Here is an 18,679-nt window from a genome sequence, read left to right on the forward strand (position 1 = left end):
TTCTCGATCGCTACCCTGCGAAGATCGTCGTGCTGACCGAAGTGCCGCCGGCGAAAACACATATGAGGATCATCAGACGAAAACGGATCACGATCCGCCACACCGAACGGTCGGTCGAATTCACGGAAGGCGAGGGTATTCGCGAACAGCGTTGTCCGCATTGTCACGAACTACTTACTAGCGGTCCTGGCGATCTCGAACAAGGAGAGTTACCAGCCTTTATCGATGCCGAAGTCGTCGAATGCCTATCGCCGAGATCATTGGAATTAGAGGAACAAACTTCAAAATGAGAAACAACGTCTATTCAAAACACTTACCTTCCATCGCAGTTTTATTTCTGGTTTTGGCCTCGGGACCGCTTCTTGCCGCAAACGCCCAGGGCCCGAATATTCTGAAACGAACTGTTGTCGTTACACCGCATCGGTTCCTTCGCTGGTGGAAAGTGCCAACGGCTGCCGAACCGGTCTACGACACTTGGAGTTGGGCACCGAAGATCAGATTCGCGATCAACGGCCCGGTCGCTTCCGGCAGTCAGATCTATGTCGATTTTGAAACGGCTGACGGCAAACTCTGGTTTTCGCAGCGGATGCAGACCCCGACGCTCGAAGCCGACTTCTGGGAAGACGTCAAAAATGCCGAAGATATGGATTTTGATCAACTTGAGAAAAAGGCGATCACCGCGACAACAGGGACCTTCGGCTTCAAAATTCGGCTGAAGAATGCCCTCGCCGGTGCGGATACTGTGCTCTTCTCGGGTAAATACAAGATATCGACATACGCTCCGGACCAGAAGATCCCCGAGTATCGCGGCAAAAAGGAATTCTATATCGACGAAGACTGGCGGCTGCCAATGGCATGGCTCTGGATGAATCCGGTCGACAACGAGGATGGTCCGATAATGAATGCCCAGATCTGGTTCAAGAACTCGGAAAATAACGATAATATCGAGGCGTTTCTCTTTTACAACGGCAAACAGATAGCCTCAAATCGCAGTCTCTCAACCGAAGATACTCTGACCAACGGCGTCGACGAACGACCGTACCGGTACACGCTGCGGACGTTCTATTTCGCAACCGTCCGGACGGCGAACGGCGGCTCCATTCCTGATGCCTATCGCGATGCATTCTTTATCGACAAAAATCCCGGTGACTATGAGATCAAGGTACTTCGAAACGGCGAACTGACGCGTTCGTTGAAGTTCACGGTCGGTCCGGATAAAACGATCGCCGACAACGGGATCGTGAAGATCAACAAGATCGGCGGTATCAGAATGCTGACCCCGATCAAGATCGTTGGCCCGGCCGACGGTAAATTTAGCTCGGCCGCCTGGCAGACCGATGCTTTTTACGGTAATCCGCTGGCCGGATTTACCGCTGTCCAATGACCGCAACGGATAAGACAATTCAAAGGAGTTTGAAATGAGGATCGTAAATAATTTGAAGTTCATTAGATATTTTTCAATTATCTCAGGCTTAATATTGACCGCCGGTATGATGCCGGGCGTGATCGCGGCGTCGGACGCCGAACCGGCGTTCCTTACGGAGATAATCCCGTCCGTTCAGGGAAACGGTTCGCCTTTGACGGCACCATTTTCGGTGTTGGTCGTCAATACCGTTGGGGACGGAAGTGATCTGGTGCCGGGAGACGGGTTTTGTGACGACGGCGGCGGCGGATGTTCACTGAGGGCCGCTATCGAGGAGGCGAACGCGATGCCGGGAGCCAACAACATCGACTTTAATATCCCGGGCGGCTGCTATCAGAACATTCAGCCGGCGGTGCCGCTGCCTGTGATTACTGAGACATTGACGATCAACGGATATTCGCAGCCGGGAGCTTTGCCGAACACGGCTGCGATCGGCAGCAATGCGACGATCTGCATCACATTGAATGGCGCGAGCGTTGGGGGTTTCAGCGACGGACTGACGGTCAACGCCGTCAATTCGATGATCCGCGGACTCAACATCATTCGTTGGACCGATGCCGGGATCGAAGTTGGAACCGGTAACGGAAGCGTGATCGAAGGTAACTTTATCGGCGGTTCGGGCCTCGCCAACAGGCTCGGAGTTTCGATCTTTGCAAATGGCGTTCTCGTCGGTGGTTCGACGCTGGTCTCGCGCAATATAATCATCGGAAATACGCGATTCGGTGTCGCAATGACCGAACCCGCATCCAACAATTTTATCCAAAACAACTACGTCGGACTCGATAATTTTTCAAATCCGGTCGGGAACGGCGAAAGCGGCATTAGCGTTTTCCGATCGAGCAATAACACGATCGGCGGCCTGTCCTCGAATGTGCGAAACGTCATATCGTCCAATGGCCAACTCATTCTCGGCGACCTCGACGGCAGCGGGATATCGGTTCTCGGAGACATTGTTGCTCAATCGCCCGGTAATAAGATCCAGGGCAATTACATCGGTACCGATCCCAATGGTACTTTCGCAAGGCCAAACATGTCCCACGGTGTCCGCATTTTCGGGGCGATAAACACAACTATCGGCGGCGGAGCGTCCGGTGCTTCCAACCTGATCTCCGGAAACACATTTGACGGAGTAAATATTACCGGTTCCGGAGCGATGACGAATGCTGTTCGCGGCAACACGATCGGCCTTGACATCTCAAAAGTCAATGATCTCGGAAACAACCGCGACGGTGTCGCAATTACCGGTGTTGCTGACAATATAGTTGGCGGATCGGCGTCCGGCGAAGGCAATTGGATCGCCGGAAACAATCAGTTCGGAGTTCAGATAAGCGGCGTCGGGGCATCTAACAATGCCGTCCAGGGGAACATGATCGGTTTCAATTTCTTTGGAGCGGCTCGGCCGCAGGCTGACGGAGTTCGAATCCTTGCGAGCAGCAATACAGTTGGCGGAACCACTGCCGGTGCGAGGAATTACATCGCCGGACATCCTCAATTTGGTATTGCCGTAGCGTTTTCAAGCGGAAATCAGATCCTCGGCAACCACATCGGCCTGACGAGTGCCGGCATGCCGCTCGGTAACGCAAATGGTGTGTTTATTCAGGACGCGACAAACAACACGGTTGGCGGCACTGCTGCCGGAGCGGGCAATGTGATCTCGAACAATAACTTTGGTGTGCGTTTGATCTTTAACAGTTCGCCGACGACCAATAATCTGGTGCAAGGCAATCTGATCGGCACTGATCCGACCGGAATGAACCCGATGGGCAACGGTTCGCAAGGCGTTCTAATGCAGGGAGCTGACAACAATACGGTCGGCGGGACGACGGCCGCTGCAAGGAACATCATCTCCGGCAATGCTCTTCACGGCGTAAGCCTGCAGAGCGGTTCGAAAAACAACATCATCCAGGGTAATTACATCGGTACGAAAATCGACGGCCTCTCGTCATTACAAAATCAAACAGGGGTCAATATCGAGTCTGGCGGCACAACAGGGAATGTTATTGGGGGAACGGCAACCGGTGCCGGAAACGTCATATCAGGGAACTTGCAGACGGGAATCCAACTCTCAGCTCTGGCCAACAACAACCGCATCGAAGGCAACATCGTCGGCCTCAATGCCAACGGAAATGCCGCAATTCCCAATTCGAACGGCATTGCACTGTTTGACCGGGCGAACACCAATATGATCGGCGGCAGTGCAGCGAACGCCGGAAACGTGATCTCGGGCAACCTTAACAGCGGCATCGTCCTCAATGACGGTGCCAACACCAATCAGATCGCGGGGAACAAGATCGGGACCGATCTGACCGGCTTGATCGATCTCGGAAACGGGCTTCGCGGTGTCGAGATACTACAGGGCGGAGTCGTCGGAAACGTCACAACTAACAATGTCATTGGAGGCCTGACCGCGGCAGAGAGGAACATCATTTCGGGAAATAATAATGGCGGTGTTCGCATAGCCGGGACGACCACCTTGTCAAATGTCATCGCCGGCAACTACATCGGAGCCGACGCGACCGGCAATGGCTATCTTCAGAATGACGTTTACGGAGTTCGGATCGAGTCGCCGCAAAATACGATCGGGGGAGGCACGACTGCACACCGAAACGTCATATCAGGACAGGTCGCGAGTTCGTACAACGGTATTGTGATCGCCAATACCGGTATCTCGACAATGGTCCAGAACAACTACATCGGTACGAATGCCGATGGTGATGACTATTTGTTCAACGGTATAGGCATTACATGCAGCGGCAGCGGCGTCGTCATCGACTCAAATCTAATTTCAGGTTCGTTCTACGGAGTTCTCCTTGGCAACGTGAACGGCGGTATCATCACAAACAATAAATTTGGTACCAATGCCGCAGGCACATCACTTCTTGGCAATGGCTACTCGATATATTTGACTGATTCGTCAAACGTTAAGATCGGCGAAGACGCTTCGTCAAACGCCGCTCCGAATACCATCGCCGGCGGCACACGAACCGGTATCGTGATAAACGGAGGCGGTATCGGCAACATGATCCGACAGAATTCGATCTACGACAATGCTCAATTTGGCATCGATCTCGGCGACGACGGACCGACGCAAAATGATCCCGGCGATATCGATCTGGCAAACAACCTACAGAATTTTCCGGTTTTGAACAGTGTCACCACCGTGATCGATGGATCGCTTAATTCAACACCATTCCGAACGTTTCGCATCGAGTTCTTTAACTCGACCACCGGCGATCCGTCAGGATACGGCGAAGGAAAGACATTCATAACGAGCACTAACGTATCGACGGATGGAGCAGGAAACGTAAATTTTTCGGTACCAAATCCGATACCGATCGGCGGTTTTATCTCCGCAACGGCGACCGACCTGACGACAAACGACACGTCCGAATTTTCGGCCATCAAGCAGGTTTTAGCTCCGACGGCAGTTGCATTCAACGGAGGAAAGGCGACGCACTACGCCGGCCGCGGCAATCTGGTCGAATGGCAAACAGGCCTTGAGACCGACAATCTTGGTTTCAATGTATATCGCGAGACAGACGGCAAACGGGTGCTTGTCACGCCGAATCTCGTCGCCGGCTCGGCGCTCATGACCAGTGCCAGCCTTCGCGCCGAACAGAACTACAGATGGTTCGACGCCGAAGCCCCAGCCGACGCAGCGTACACGATCGAATCGGTCGATCTGGCCGGCGAGCGTGAAACATCGCCCGGGTTTTCGGCGGCTTCCCCCCAAGGGCGGATGACTGATGTATCGAATTCTCCCACATTTCGTGAATTGAACTCGGCGATCGTCGGGACTGCCAACGATGCAGACGAAACGGCAAAGTCGCCGTCGAAACCAACTAACCATCAGTCTGCCGTGCAGAATGCACTGTCCGGTTTCTCGGGTTCAAAGATACTCATTCGAAACGCGGGATATTATCGCGTCTCAGGCTCAGACCTGTTTGCGAATGGACTTGAGCCCGGAAGCGATCCTCGATTCCTCCGAATATTCGCTGATGGCATCGAACAGCCGATCACGGTCAATGGCGGCGAGGACGGGCGGTTCGATCCCTCAGATTCGATCGAATTTTACGGCGTCGGTGCCGACATGCCGGAAACTGCGGACCGCGTATATTACGTGGTCGCTTCCGGTGAGATCGGCAAACGGACGCAATTTGCCGATCTTGAAGGCGGGCCGTCAAATGCCGCGGCATTTATGTCCACCGTCGAACGAAAGGACCGTTCGATATATATCTCGAACTTGCTCAACGGCGAAGAAGAGAATTTCTTCGGCGCGATCGTAACCTCAGCCGGCGTCGATCAAACGATCGATCTGCCGGATGTCGCTGACGGAATGCCGGCGGAGATCCTGGTCCGTCTGCAGGGCATCACCAAGGCCCCGCATCACGTTCGTGTCGAACTCAACGGCCGATCGATCGGCGCGATCGATTTCACTCATCTGTTGAAGGGCGAGGCCCGCGTAAGCGTTGATCCGGAACAGCTGCGTAATGGTGATAACACGATCAGGCTCACGTCCTTTGGAGGCTCAGGCGACGTCAGCGTGGTCGATCGGATACAGATCCGGTATCCGCGGCTGCTCAAGGCGGTCAACGGCTCTCTCAGATTTACTGCAGCAGGCGGACAGAGCGTGACGGTTGGCGGGTTCATGCGAAAGGGAATGCGTATGTATGACGTCACGGATATCGCCGAACCGGTCGAGCTCCCCGTCCGCTTGGCCCGCGAAGCAAGCACGGTCGGCGATGTTCGAACGTTCACCGCGACTGCAACGCCCGTCGGCAGCGGCACAAGATCGTTGATCGCGATCACAGACATGGCTTCAGCTGCGAAATTAATGCCCAACTTCGCATCTAACATCAAAGCGTTAAATGGAGCGGACCTTGTCGTGATCACTACTCGCGAATTCTTCGATTCGGTTCAGCCTCTAACGGCTCGCCGGCAGGCACAAGGGCTGAAAGCTGCACTCGTAGATATTGCCGATATTTACGACGAATATAGTTTCGGGGCGAAATCGTCACATGCCGTGCGGCAATTCATCGAACATGCGTTCGCGACATGGCGGACGAAGCCCAGATATGTCTTGTTTGCGGGCGAAGCGAGCTACGACCAAAAAGGCTATGTCAGCGACACTGACCATTTGCAGACGCGGCTCGTCGATACGCTCTCGATGGAAACTGCGAGCGACGAATGGTTTGGTGATCTAAATAATGACGGCGTGGCAGAGATGGCGATCGGCCGCCTGCCGGCCGCAACCGCGGGTCAACTGAGTGCAATGGTTGCCAAGATCATCGCCTACGAACAGCAATCGCCGTCAAATTCAGCTGTATTCGCTGCGGACCGATCGGATGGCTTTGATTTTGCCAATGTTAATGCGGCCGCTCGACAGACACTTCCTCCAACGATGACGGCGGTCGAACTCATCCGCGATGGTACCAACGACGCCGCAGTACGCTCCGATCTTCTGGCGGCGATCGACTCAGGTCAGCGTTTTGTCAGCTATTCGGGACACGGTTCGACCGGGATCTGGAGAGGAAATATCTTCACCAGATTCGACGCCGAGGCTTTGACAAACACAGGCCGTTTGCCGGTCTTCCTCACACTGACGTGTCTTAACGGCTTTAGTCATCACGTTTCGACCGACAGTATTTCGGAAGCTCTCCTGAAGAATCCGAACGGCGGGGCCGTGGCGGTCTGGGCCTCAAGCGGCACTACACTGCCGGATTCCTACGAAACGTTGACACGCGAGATACATATTTCGCTCCTCGCAGGACAGACACTTGGCGAAGCCCATCTGCGTGCAAAAGGCCTCGTCTTCAACGGAGAGGTGCGGCAAACGTGGATGCTCTTCGGCGATCCGTCGATGAAATTGCGTTAGGAACGTCCGACTGAAGCTGATACGGGCCGCGTTCTCCGGAGCGGCCCGTTTTTTGTTGTGTTAAAATCTGCGTATGTTTCGGCGGATATATTTGGATAACAGCTCAACAACGCGGGTCGATCCGGTGGTGGTCGAGGCGATGCTGCCGTTTTTGACCGAAGATTTCGGCAATGCATCGAGCATCCATTTTTACGGTCAGAGAGCTCGCGGTGCCGTCGACAAGGCTCGTCACCAGGTTGCCGGACTTATAAATTCGCGGCCGAACGAGGTAATCTTTACGTCCGGCGGAACCGAATCGAATAACCTCGCCATTCGCGGCCTCATCGAAGCCTTCGTCAGTGGTCAGCAAGGAAATAAGGGCGACTCGATCCCTCACATAATTACATCTGCGATCGAGCACTCTGCCGTCAAAAGCGTCTGCGAAGACCTTGAAAAGCAGGGAATCGAGGTTACTTATCTTCCTGTTTACAAAAATGGCATTGTTCGCGTCGAAGATGTCATCAACGCGATACGCGAAGAGACCATACTCATCTCAATAATGACCGCCAACAACGAGATCGGCACTCTGCAGCCTGTCGAAGAGATCGGCCGGCGTATTCGCGAGTTAAAACAAAGCGGCAAAAAGATCTGGTTTCACACCGATGCCGTTCAGGCGGCAGGCAAGATCGAAATAGATGTCGAGTCGATCGGCTGTGATCTTCTCTCGCTTTCGGGACATAAGATACACGCTCCGAAGGGCGTCGGAGCACTATACGTGCGTCGCGGAACGCGGCTTCACTCTCAGAATATCGGCGGCCGACAGGAACGAGGGCTACGCGGCGGCACCGAATCGGTTCCCAACATCGTCGCTCTTGGCAAAGCCGCCGAATTGGGAAAAGAAAACCTTGCCGATGAATCGGCAAGGCTGATGACGCTCCGTCAAAAATTAGAAAACGAGATCGGCGAGAAGATCTCCGACCTCGTTTTCAACGGCGAACGTGAATCACGTCTGCCGAACATTGCAAACATCTCGTTCCTTGGCGTCGAAGGTGAGGGTTTGCTTATAAATTTGGATATGCAGGGAATTGCGGTTTCAACCGGCTCTGCATGTTCATCGGGTTCGCTGGAACCGTCAGCGGTCATTCGTGCACTCGGGCATGGTGACGATGTTGCACGTAATGCGATCAGATTCAGTCTCGGCAGATTCAACACCGCCGACGACATCGCCCGCTTGCTCGAGGTCTTGCCCAACGCCGTCGAGACCCTTCGAAAACTCTCGCCCCGTTCCCAGACAACATCCAATTGAAAAACAGCCCGTCGATCTCTCGGCGAGCTGTTTCACTGGTGGGGCACCCCGGTTAGAAAGTGGTCTGTGAGGTTAGTCGCTGACGATGATGCCGCAGTTGACGGTCGTCGATGTGCGGATGTCCGAGACGATTATTCCGGTGAAATCCGAAACGATGATTCCGATGATGTCGGAGACGATGATGCCTGAGTCAACTTTGACGGTTTCTTTGCAAGGATCTTTCGGTGCGTCTCCGTTCAGGTCGCTGACGATGATGCCGCCGTTTGCGAATGCCGATGCTGCCATGATGACCGTGAGTGCGAATGCTGCGATTGTGTTTTTCATTTTTCTTCTCCTAAGTTTTCAGTTTTTAATTTTTTTTCGAAACCCCTTGTTCCGTTCTGCCCTCTCTATTACAATCGCCGTGCCAATGCCGGAAAAATATTTTTGCACTCCGCTAACATCATTAGATAGAGCAGTTACAGACCCTGTCGCATAGGTTCGAGCTGATAAATATTGAAAAATTAAACTGCATACCTAGTATCCAACTAATAACCTAAAAAACCGTAAGATACGCATTTACAGTAACTTGTGAGGTTGTATACAAAATACACACTCTGTTGGTGCATACGTCGTATACACTCGGCCCTATTTTTGCCTAATAAATATGTGGATAAACGAGAAACAAAAATGTTAAACTATGTTGGTTGAGCAAAGGCTCTTCATTCCGACCATAACCTCACAACCTCGCCCGGCGGCCGAATTCGGCCATGCCTCTATGGAAAGAAATCAGATACTGGATCACATAAAGGTAATAGTGATAGGCGTTGGCATTCTTGCCACTGGCCTTTCTTTATTTACGCTCCCGGCCGATTCGTTTGGCTGGGGATATGTGCTGCTGATGTCGTTCGCGATTCTGATCGCACCGCGAATGAGCCTCACGCTCCCGCGATCAAAATTCTCGATCAGTTTTTCGGATTCGATCGTATTCCTCGCGTTCCTGGTCTATGGCGGCGAGATGGCGATCTTTACCGCGTTCGTCGAAACGCTGGCAAATTGCCTATACCTTAAACACAAAGGCCGGCTCACGGGCCGTTGGATCGTACCGTTCAACTCTTCACTTGCTGCTGTCGTGACCGCCATCAGCTATGGTGTGCTGATCGCGTCCTCACTGCTGCCGGCGTTTGAAAAAAACAAAAGCGATACGCGGGCATTAGTGACGGTAATGGGGCTGTTTGCTCTGACGCAGTTCTTTGGATCGTCGATCCTTGTATCGGTTTACCAAAACATCAAATCAAGAGCCGGTATTTGGCAGATCTGGAAAACTCAGGGACTTTCGAGTTCGCTCACCCAATTCACCGGAGCTGCACTGGCCGGCATGGTTTTCAAGCTGATCAACTACGCCGATGTGCTGGTTACCGGGATCGCATGTGTCGGCCTGATATTGATGTATGTCAGCTATCGGCAATCGATCGGCGAGATCAACGATGCGATCGATCAGGTCGAAGAAGCCGAACGGCAAAAGTCCGAGTTGGAACGCGAGCGCCGCCGCGAGGCCGAAAAGCATGCCGACCAGCTAAAGATCACTCTCGAAAAGGAAGAGAACGCGAATATCGCCCTGCGAAAGAGCGAACGAGATTTTCAACATGCCGCATTGCACGATTCGCTGACCCGTCTGCCGAACCGCAAGCACCTCGGCGATATGCTGCGAGGGTTAATAAACGATTACAGACGCGATCCGTCCGAATCGTTTCACGTATTGTTTTTGGATATCAGCCGTTTCAAGAACATCAACGACAGCCTCGGCCATACGATCGGCGACAAGGTGCTGATGATCGCGGCAAAGCGTTTTGTCCGGATGCTCAATCCGAACGACATGGTCGCCCGTATCGGCGGAGACGAATTCGCCATAATCCTCCGCAACGTAAAGACCACCGGCAAAGCTCAAAAGGTCGCACGCCGAATCTACGACAGCATCTCGCAGCCTTTCTCACTAAGCGGTAATAGCATCTCGATTAGTGTAAACATTGGAATCGCACCGTGCGATGCCGAATACAACACGCCCGAAGAGGTGCTCCGCGACGCCGACATCGCGATGCACTACGCCAAGGAAAAGGAGGACGGCGTAGCTATATTTACTAAGGAACTGAGGTATCGGTTCCTTGAGCGCATTCGCACCGAAAACGACCTTCGCCATGCCATCGACCGCGGCGAGCTGTCGATGAATTATCAACCGCTGGTCGACCTGCAGGATGGCCATCTGCTCGGTTTCGAGGCGTTGCTTCGCTGGAACCACAGCGAATTCGGCAACGTCCCGCCGAACAAATTCATACCGATCGCCGAAGACAGCGGCCTCATCATCCCGATCACGATCTGGATCTTGAAAGAGACCTGCACGCGGCTCGCCCGCTGGCAAAAGATCGGTCCGGCATATAAGGACATGATCGTCAGCGTAAATATCTCGGGCAAACATCTGATGCACGGCGACCTGATCGCGGACGTCGAACACGCCCTCGAGATGTCCAAGCTGTCACCGTCTTCGCTCAAACTCGAGATCACCGAAAGCGTCGCGATGGAAAACGCCGATCACACGATCAATGTTCTCAATCGCCTAAAACAGCTTGGTGTAAAACTCTCGATCGACGATTTCGGCACCGGATATTCGAGCCTCAGCATTCTGCACCGTCTGCCGTTCGACAGCCTCAAGATCGACCGCTCGTTCGTCTACAGCGTCGGCGAGAACGGCGAGAACAGCGAGATCCTGCAAACCATCATCTCGCTCGCCAAGAACCTAAAAATGCGGGTCATTGCCGAAGGCATCGAGACCGAAACGCAGCTCAACCTGCTCCAAAACCTCGGCTGCGACTACGGCCAGGGCTACTTGCTCGCACGCCCACAGAACGCCGACGCGGCCGAAAAACTTCTCTACGAAAGCAAAACGTGGCTTCCCGTACCGCTCATGCGTGTCGACGAACCAACGCAAGAATCCATAGCTGACGCAAATCTGCCGGTATTTTAGAGGATCGCCACAGAGTTCGGACACTCCTGTCCGCATCGCCGGTTCCTCCGGCGATAACTTCCTCGTGCTTTGCACATATGCGGACGAGACCGTCCGAACTCCGTCCCGTTTTTGAAATCAACACCGCACGGATTATACTTATCGCAGATCTATTCACACAGGAGAATTTGCGAGATATGTTGTTAAAGAGAAGCTTTGCTTTGTTGCTGGTCTGTGCGTTTGTGGCGGCGAGTGTGCCGGCACAGGGGAAGTTTGAGTATCCTAAGCCGCGACGCGTCGATCAGGTGGATATGTTCCACGGCGTTAGCGTCGCCGATCCGTATCGTTGGATGGAGGAATCGGACACGCCTGAGTGGAACGATTGGATCACGGCTGAAAACAAGATCACCGATGCATATCTCGGCGGAATTCCCGAGCGTGCAAAGATCAAGGATCAACTCACGGCGATGTGGAACTACGAGCGTTTCAGTGCTCCGTCCAAGATAGCTGACGGCTTTTATCTCTATTCCAAAAACGACGGCCTGCAGAACCAGAGCGTCATCTATCGTGCAAAATCGATCGATGATGTCGGCGAGGTTTTCTTCGATCCGAACAAGCTTCGTGCAGATGGAACTGCCGCTCTGAACGGTTCGAATTTCACCGAAGACGGCAAGCTCTGGGCCTACGGCGTATCGGAAGCAGGCAGCGACCGCACGACGTGGCGTGTCCGCGATACGACGACCGGCAAAGACCTGCCCGACACGCTCGCACCTAATCGTCAAGGGGTTTCGGCCTGGCTAAAGGACAACAGCGGCTTCTTTTATAGCAGCTATGCTCCGGTCGAGAAAGGCCAGGAACTCAAGCAGGCAACGAAGTTTCAAAAGGTCTATTTCCACAAACTCGGCACGCCGCAGTCCGCAGATTACGTCGTTTACGAACGCCCCGACAACGGCGATTATTTCAGCGGAGCCGAAGTAAGCGAAGACGGCAACTGGCTGCTCATCACCGTCGGCAAGGGAACCGAGCGAATGAACATGGTCTATTTCAAGAATCTGACCATGGAGAAAGCTCCGTTCATTCCGCTCATTGAAAATCTCGAAAATAGCTGGAATTTCCTCGGCAACGACGGTTCGACGTTCTATTTCCAGACCGACAAAGACGCACCTCGCGGCCGCATTGTTTCGCGAAACGTGCTCGACCGTTCGATGATCTGGAAAGAGATCATCCCGCAATCCGCCGACACGCTAGGCAACGTTTCGTTCATCAACAACCAGTTCGTCCTGAATTATCTAAAGGACGCCGCGACCGCGATCAAGATCTACAATACCGATGGTTCTTTCGTCCGCGACGTAAAACTGCCGGGCATCGGTTCGGCCGGCGGCTTTGGCGGCAAGCGGTCGGACAGCGAGACGTTTTACACCTACTCTAGCTTTAACACGCCGCCGACGATCTATCGTTACGATATGAAAACGGGCCAAAGCAAGATGTTCCGCACGGCCGGCGTGAAAATGGACCCAACGAAATATGAGGTCAAACAGGTCTTTTACACGAGCAAAGACGGCACCAAGGTCCCGATGTTCCTGACCTATAAAAAAGGGAATCAAGCTCAACGGTAAAAAATCCAACACTGCTCTACGGTTACGGTGGATTCAACATCTCTCAGACTCCCGGCTTTTCAGTTTCGCGAATTGCGTGGCTCGACATGGGCGGCGTTTATGCCGTAGCGTGTATCCGCGGCGGAGCCGAATACGGTAAAGACTGGTGGCGTGGCGGTTCGCGTCTGAACAAGCAGAACACATTCGACGATTTCGCGTGGGCAGGGAAATGGCTGATCGAGAACAAATACACCTCGACGCCGAAACTTGCCATACAAGGCGGCTCGAACGGCGGCTTGCTCGTCGGAGCCGTGCTCAATCAGAATCCCGGATTGTTCGGCGCCGCAATCCCGCAAGTAGGCGTGATGGACATGATCAGATTTGATAAGTTCACCATCGGCTGGGCATGGCGCAGCGACTATGGCGATCCGACGAATGCTGAGGATTTCAAGGTAATGTACGCGTATTCGCCGTACCACAACGCAAAGCCCGGCACGAAATATCCGCCGACTTTCGTCACGACCGCCGATCACGACGACCGTGTGCATCCGGCTCACAGTTTCAAATACACAGCTGCGATGCAGTACGCTCAGGCAGGCGATGCGCCGATCCTGATCCGCATCCAGGTCCGCGGCGGCCACGGAGCAGGTTTGCCAACGGCTCTGCAGATCCAACAACAAGCCGACATCTACGGCTTCCTTGTCAAAAGCCTGGATATGAAGATCAAATAGCTCGGTTCGAAAGAACTGCTTATAACGGACGAAAGGAGGCGATCCCAATAGGGGCCGCCTCCTTTTGTGTTATGCGAACAGCGACGATTTACTGCGCGTTGGCCCAAGTGGTGACGACCGCTCGATATTCGAGATCGCCTTCGTTAGCCAGCCGCAGTTTCCACGTTCCGGCGTTCGTTGGTTTATCGTAAAAGATCGAGCGAAACCAACCGCGGGCCTCTGGCGACGACGCGAGATTCTTGCCGACGACCGCACCGCTACTGTCGATCAGCTCCACCGACACCTTTGGATCGGCCATAAAGGTGATACCGAAATTCGCGGCAGCCGCAACCGGTACGTCGATCTCGACAGACTGCTTCGCCGCGAGTTTTACCGACCTTGCAAACGGCGAGTCAGTACCACCTGCGGCAGCGGGTGGTTGAACGTTCATCATCTCAAACGAACTCATACCGTATTCAAGCGAAGGGACGGTCTCTTCGACCGGACCGGCTGATGGCCCGCGGCTTAAACCACCCGCTAACGCAGGTGGTTCTAACTGTCCCGTGTACTGCGACGCGTCCGGTGCCTCGGGCATATGGTCGCCTTTCGGGCCGATCGCGAGCCGCGGTTTGACGAACGCCGAGAAGTCCGACGTTCCGGTCAGATCGGTGTGAATGCTCTTTGATTCGGCATTGTCCTTGATCTTCCATTTTGCCGATGCGACCGGCACGACGCCGTCGTTCCAGACGATCTGCTTACACATTGTCGGCAGCGGATTGCCGGCCAGGACCGAGAATTTGACGCCTTTGCGGGCCTTATTCGTTCGGTTAAAGTTCTCGACCTGATCCTGCCGAAGCTGTCGGATCGCCTCGACGTTATCGCCGAGCATTTCAAACACCACGTTCATCACATCCGCACATGGCGAGCCCATATTCGGCGTTCCGAGCATGACGAGATGCGAGACCTTTGGCCGCGGATCTTCGGCGGTGTTCGGTTCCATGATCTGCGAAATGTAATAGCGCGAGATCAGCCCGCCCATCGAGTGAGCGACGAGGTCGACGTGCCACGCGTTGCGGTCTTCCTGAGCGTATCTGATGTATTTTTCGAGCTCACGTGCATTCTCGCCGATCGAATTTGTCTTCTGCGTCGAGAGGAACGAGCCGCCCGTATTCATCAAACCCTTTTCCGGTTTCTCGCCAACGGCGTACGCCTTCCAATCGTACGAGTGTGACGTCGTCAGGATATTTTGCCAGCTCGACCAGGCCTGGGCGTTGCTCCAAAGGCCGTGGACCAGAACAAGCGGTTTTGGTGCGACCTTGAGATTTTTGGTCATCTCGTCGATCTTTTTGTTGTTCTCCTCGAGTTCGGCCTTGACACGCTGCAGCAATCGCGGGCGGCCGTCATCGAACCACGAGTAGCCGCTCGAATCCCACAACAGCTCGACCGTCTGTTCCGAATTCGCGTCGATCCTCACGCCCACTTCGGCGTCCTTGAGTTCGGCATCGGGCCGGGCACCGTCCCATTTGTCGCCTTTGTAGGTTTCCTTAAATCGGACATTCGCGTACTTCGTTTCTCCTGATTCGTTGAGGACCTTGGCTTTGATCTTGACGAGATTGCCGTCGATGGTGCCTTTTTGCTCTGAGATCGCGTGCCAGTCGTTCCAATTCGGGAATTTCATATCCTCGAATTGCAGGTCCGTAATGCGCAGCGGGGCACCGCACTTCTTGAGGCTCCATGTGATCGTTTCGGTGAATCCGGGCCCTGACGAGGTGTAGCTGCCGCTCAATTGGTTAGGATCGCTCGGATCAACGCGGTCGCGGCCGTCCGAGGTGAGCGAATTGCCTTCGATATTGGTCGGTGTCGAAGGCATCGTGTGGGTTTTGCCTTCTTTCGGTTTACACTGGCCCGAGAACGAAGCTTTTTCCTCGCCTTTCAGCATGCCCTGTATCGGCGGAAGGCCGACGCTGACGGCATACGTGCCGTCGCTGTTGACCCCGACGCTGACATTCGCTTCGACGCCCGAAGCCTGACCGCGAGCCTCGCTCTTTGATTCAAACTCGCCGAACATCACCCGCCACGTCTTGCCCTGATCACACGAATTCTCTTCGCGTGCCTCGGTCTTGTCGCTGCTTACGAATGTATGGTCGATATTGGCCTTGCCGATATTTGTGCCGTTACGCTCGGGCGATTCGAGCACCGCGACCGACGCCTTGTAGTTGTAACGCATCTCCATCGTGCGCGTGTCCTTGCCTCGGTTGCTGACACGCTGGGTCGTCTTGGTGTCGTTCATCGACTGATCGCGTATAGGTGATCTTGCCCGTCCAGGCACCATTGCACTTGCCCGCCGCCGGCTTGTTCGCCGCGGTCGTCTGCCCCGCCGGCCTACGCTGCCCGAACACGCTGACACTCTGCAAGACCATGCTCGTAAAGAACACAACACACAAGGCCTTTCGCCCAAAACCGTCACGTTTATATATTGCTCGCATAATCCTTTCCTCAAATAAAAAAAAATCCTACGACCGTAAAGGCGTAGGACTTCGCAAAAAAGTATCAGTAAATTTAAGAATTATGCCTTTAGGCGTGATTTGAGGATCAGTGGATCAGCAGATCATTGTGCGAAACGCCGATACAATTATATCGGCGTGGTTCGCAGATGTGCGCACGATATGACTCCGGTTTCCCGTCGCGGGGTTGATTTCAGCCTCGATCTTATTTCTCGTTCCGGCCCTTGGGCCGTACGCGGCGGAGATTCCATGTGACGGTCTCGATCCCCACATCCTTGTTGCCTAACTTTAATGTGCCCGCGAGTATGTCAGGCTTCTTCGGATCGACCTTGCCCGCGATGTCGGCCCCGGCACGTTTGTAAGGGCCGGCGAAAACGCTGTCCTCGCCCGTGCTGGTAGCGGTCATCGGAGGCGGATCCTCGCAGCCGCCGGGACGCTGTTCAAAATCCTCACGGGTCCATTTAGTAGTGATATCGGGACGGTCGACGAGGCGGATCTGGTATTCGCCGGTCTCAAACACATAGACGGACACGGTAAGGGTGCCTTTTACATTGCCCGTCTCATCCATTTTCTCGCTCCGACGCTCGGTCGTTGTGCGTAAGTAACTGTTGGCTCCGCGAGGCCGGCAGCGTACCTGCTCCCGAGTCTCGGTGGTCGACGTGTGGTGATACTCAAACTCTCTGGTGAACTGAGCTTTTGGCCTCGAGGGATCAGTTGAGCCAAGCGTCATCGCCCTCAGCATCACGTACAACGTGTCATTCGCGGTAGTGCTTTCCGTGAATTTGGTCTGGGCGACTGCCGAGCTGCCCGGCGTCCCCTCGTCCCCCTTCGAGCTGGATTCATCAAAGCTGTAGGCATAACTTATGTAACCGGTCCAATGTTCGTCGCATTTACCCTGCAGGAAATTGGCCATATCCGCAAGTGCCTGGGCCTTTAGTGTCTCGATCGTTGAGTTCACGGTCTGATCGGTCGCCGGCGGGGCGTCTCGCCGGGCAACAGCTTTGCCTGTAACGGTGTCCAGAACAAGGACCTGAAGATAGACGGTACCGTTCGGAAGTTGGGTCGCATTTATTTTCACTACGTATCTCGCCCCGACGGCACCGCCGAGTTCCCGCAGAAGTTCCTCGTTAGGCTCGGCAGTACCCAAAAGCTCCTGCATGCGCTGATACCCGAGCATCGCTACGATGCCTTGTTTGTCCGCTAGATCCATACACGGATATTTCTTGAACAATCCGTCAAATATCTGCATCTCGAGGCTTGAGGCGGCCGCTTCGGCCTTCGTGCCTCCTTGGCTGGACTCGTAAACAAAGATCGACGGCGGTGCCGACTGTGCGGTGATGCCGCCTACGAACAGAATGGAAATGATAATGGCGTACAGAACCTCGCATATATTTATCCTCCTGCAATAGGAACCGCAACATCTGTGCCGCCGCATAAGGGCATTATTATTGGATGATATGAATGGCGGAAGGAGCAGACTGCGGAATATTACACACTGTTTACGCGGCACACAAAAATTCCTTCACGTAAGTGCCCCGCGAAAAGCTCCCGGAGATCATCCGGAAACTCAGCGGTCCGACTCCGACGTTTCGTGGTCTTTCGTTGTCCCCGGCGGTTGTTTCAATTAGAAGTGATCATTTGAGGTCGGCGATCTCGCTCGAGCCGTTTCCTTTGCAGAGGACGAATTTGCCGCTCATATACTTTTGAACGTTGGCGACGATATGTTTGTCGGCCCATGCGGCGGGCATCGGTTTGTCGATCTCGCCCTGGCCGCTGATCGCCTTGACGTAGCTGATGTAGTCTTTCAGTTCCGAGTCGTCGTCGACAAGTACCAGCTGCGTGTCCGGTTCCTGTTCATGCAGCTTCTGTGCAACATCGATCAGCTCGTTCTCCTTCAGTCCGGCAGGGATCTTGAAATAGGCGAACTTGATACCCTTGATCGTATACGAGTCGAGTTTCGCCAGTTTTGAGTCGGACTGTTTTGTCGATTCAGGCGAAGGTTTCGACGTATTCGACGTCGAATTGCCGCCGATGTTCGAACACGCAAGCCCGAAACCAAGCACTAAAGGCAGGACGATCGCGGCGGAAAAGAGATTCTTATTCATAGCCATGGCTGTATCTCTCCTTACAAGACGAGAATATCACAATTCAAATCCGACAAAGCGACGGCCCATCGCGGATTCAATGCAATGATCCAGAAACTCGTCATCCGGGACGAATCCATTGGCGGCGAGGATTAGACAACATAAGCGTTAAACCGGACCCTGAATAGTGCCGTGCAATTTGGCACGCAACGCGGAAAGACGGTTG

At 54.0% G+C, this 18,679-nt stretch carries 9 protein-coding genes and 1 pseudogene; 6 read left to right on the top strand and 4 right to left on the bottom strand.

Annotated elements, in window-relative coordinates:
• The first annotated feature begins 62 nt into the window (after positions 1-62).
• The 4 genes from IPK01_11235 (at position 63) to IPK01_11250 (ending at position 8,583) form a co-directional block, all read left to right on the top strand.
• Entirely contained in the window at positions 63-290 is a 228-nt protein-coding gene (locus IPK01_11235) for a hypothetical protein (GenBank protein ID MBK7934049.1), read from the top strand.
• Positions 287-1,384, top strand: coding sequence for a hypothetical protein (locus IPK01_11240; GenBank protein MBK7934050.1), 1,098 nt, complete (start codon positions 287-289; stop codon positions 1,382-1,384). The genes IPK01_11235 and IPK01_11240 overlap by 4 nt, the downstream gene beginning before the upstream one ends.
• Before the next feature lie 34 nt (positions 1,385-1,418).
• The gene (locus IPK01_11245; GenBank protein MBK7934051.1) at positions 1,419-7,298 is read left to right on the top strand and encodes a hypothetical protein; all 5,880 of its coding nucleotides are present in this window, start codon (positions 1,419-1,421) and stop codon (positions 7,296-7,298) included.
• 73 nt (positions 7,299-7,371) lie between these two features.
• On the top strand, positions 7,372-8,583 hold the full coding sequence (locus IPK01_11250; GenBank protein MBK7934052.1) for a cysteine desulfurase: 1,212 nt from the start codon (positions 7,372-7,374) through the stop codon (positions 8,581-8,583).
• Between the two features lie 72 nt (positions 8,584-8,655).
• Here IPK01_11250 and IPK01_11255 read toward each other — a convergent pair whose 3' ends face one another.
• Positions 8,656-8,907, bottom strand: a complete 252-nt coding sequence (locus IPK01_11255; GenBank protein ID MBK7934053.1) for a hypothetical protein — start codon at positions 8,905-8,907, stop codon at positions 8,656-8,658.
• Between the two features lie 433 nt (positions 8,908-9,340).
• Between IPK01_11255 and IPK01_11260 the strand changes: the two genes are divergently transcribed.
• Positions 9,341-11,581, top strand: a complete 2,241-nt coding sequence (locus tag IPK01_11260) for an EAL domain-containing protein (protein ID MBK7934054.1) — start codon at positions 9,341-9,343, stop codon at positions 11,579-11,581.
• A gap of 176 nt (positions 11,582-11,757) precedes the next feature.
• Positions 11,758-13,886, top strand: a pseudogene (locus IPK01_11265) (S9 family peptidase).
• Positions 13,887-13,974: 88 nt separating this feature from the next.
• Here IPK01_11265 and IPK01_11270 read toward each other — a convergent pair.
• The 3 genes from IPK01_11270 to IPK01_11280 all read right to left on the bottom strand — a co-directional run bounded on the left by IPK01_11270 (position 13,975) and on the right by IPK01_11280 (position 18,474).
• Positions 13,975-16,155, bottom strand: coding sequence for an alpha/beta hydrolase (locus IPK01_11270; GenBank protein MBK7934055.1), 2,181 nt, complete (start codon positions 16,153-16,155; stop codon positions 13,975-13,977).
• A gap of 419 nt (positions 16,156-16,574) precedes the next feature.
• Complete coding sequence (locus tag IPK01_11275) at positions 16,575-17,804, bottom strand: hypothetical protein (GenBank protein MBK7934056.1); 1,230 nt, start codon at positions 17,802-17,804, stop codon at positions 16,575-16,577.
• A 199-nt stretch (positions 17,805-18,003) separates the two neighbouring features.
• A complete protein-coding gene (locus IPK01_11280) occupies positions 18,004-18,474 on the bottom strand; it encodes a hypothetical protein (protein MBK7934057.1) in 471 nt (156 codons plus the stop codon).
• Positions 18,475-18,679 lie beyond the last annotated feature (205 nt).

It is taken from the genome of Acidobacteriota bacterium, from assembly GCA_016713675.1.
Taxonomy (GTDB): Bacteria; Acidobacteriota; Blastocatellia; order Pyrinomonadales; family Pyrinomonadaceae; genus OLB17.

What these genes read in the sequence shown, in the direction of transcription:
- IPK01_11260 (MBK7934054.1), top strand. Translation starts at nt 9,341, where the DNA reads ATGGAAAGAAATCAGATACTGGATCACATAAAGGTAATAGTGATAGGC.
- IPK01_11270 (MBK7934055.1), bottom strand. Translation starts at nt 16,155, where the DNA reads ATGAACGACACCAAGACGACCCAGCGTGTCAGCAACCGAGGCAAGGAC.
- IPK01_11250 (MBK7934052.1), top strand. Translation starts at nt 7,372, where the DNA reads ATGTTTCGGCGGATATATTTGGATAACAGCTCAACAACGCGGGTCGAT.
- IPK01_11275 (MBK7934056.1), bottom strand. Translation starts at nt 17,804, where the DNA reads ATGCGGCGGCACAGATGTTGCGGTTCCTATTGCAGGAGGATAAATATA.
- IPK01_11240 (MBK7934050.1), top strand. Translation starts at nt 287, where the DNA reads ATGAGAAACAACGTCTATTCAAAACACTTACCTTCCATCGCAGTTTTA.
- IPK01_11255 (MBK7934053.1), bottom strand. Translation starts at nt 8,907, where the DNA reads ATGAAAAACACAATCGCAGCATTCGCACTCACGGTCATCATGGCAGCA.
- IPK01_11235 (MBK7934049.1), top strand. Translation starts at nt 63, where the DNA reads ATGAGGATCATCAGACGAAAACGGATCACGATCCGCCACACCGAACGG.
- IPK01_11280 (MBK7934057.1), bottom strand. Translation starts at nt 18,474, where the DNA reads ATGAATAAGAATCTCTTTTCCGCCGCGATCGTCCTGCCTTTAGTGCTT.
- IPK01_11245 (MBK7934051.1), top strand. Translation starts at nt 1,419, where the DNA reads ATGAGGATCGTAAATAATTTGAAGTTCATTAGATATTTTTCAATTATC.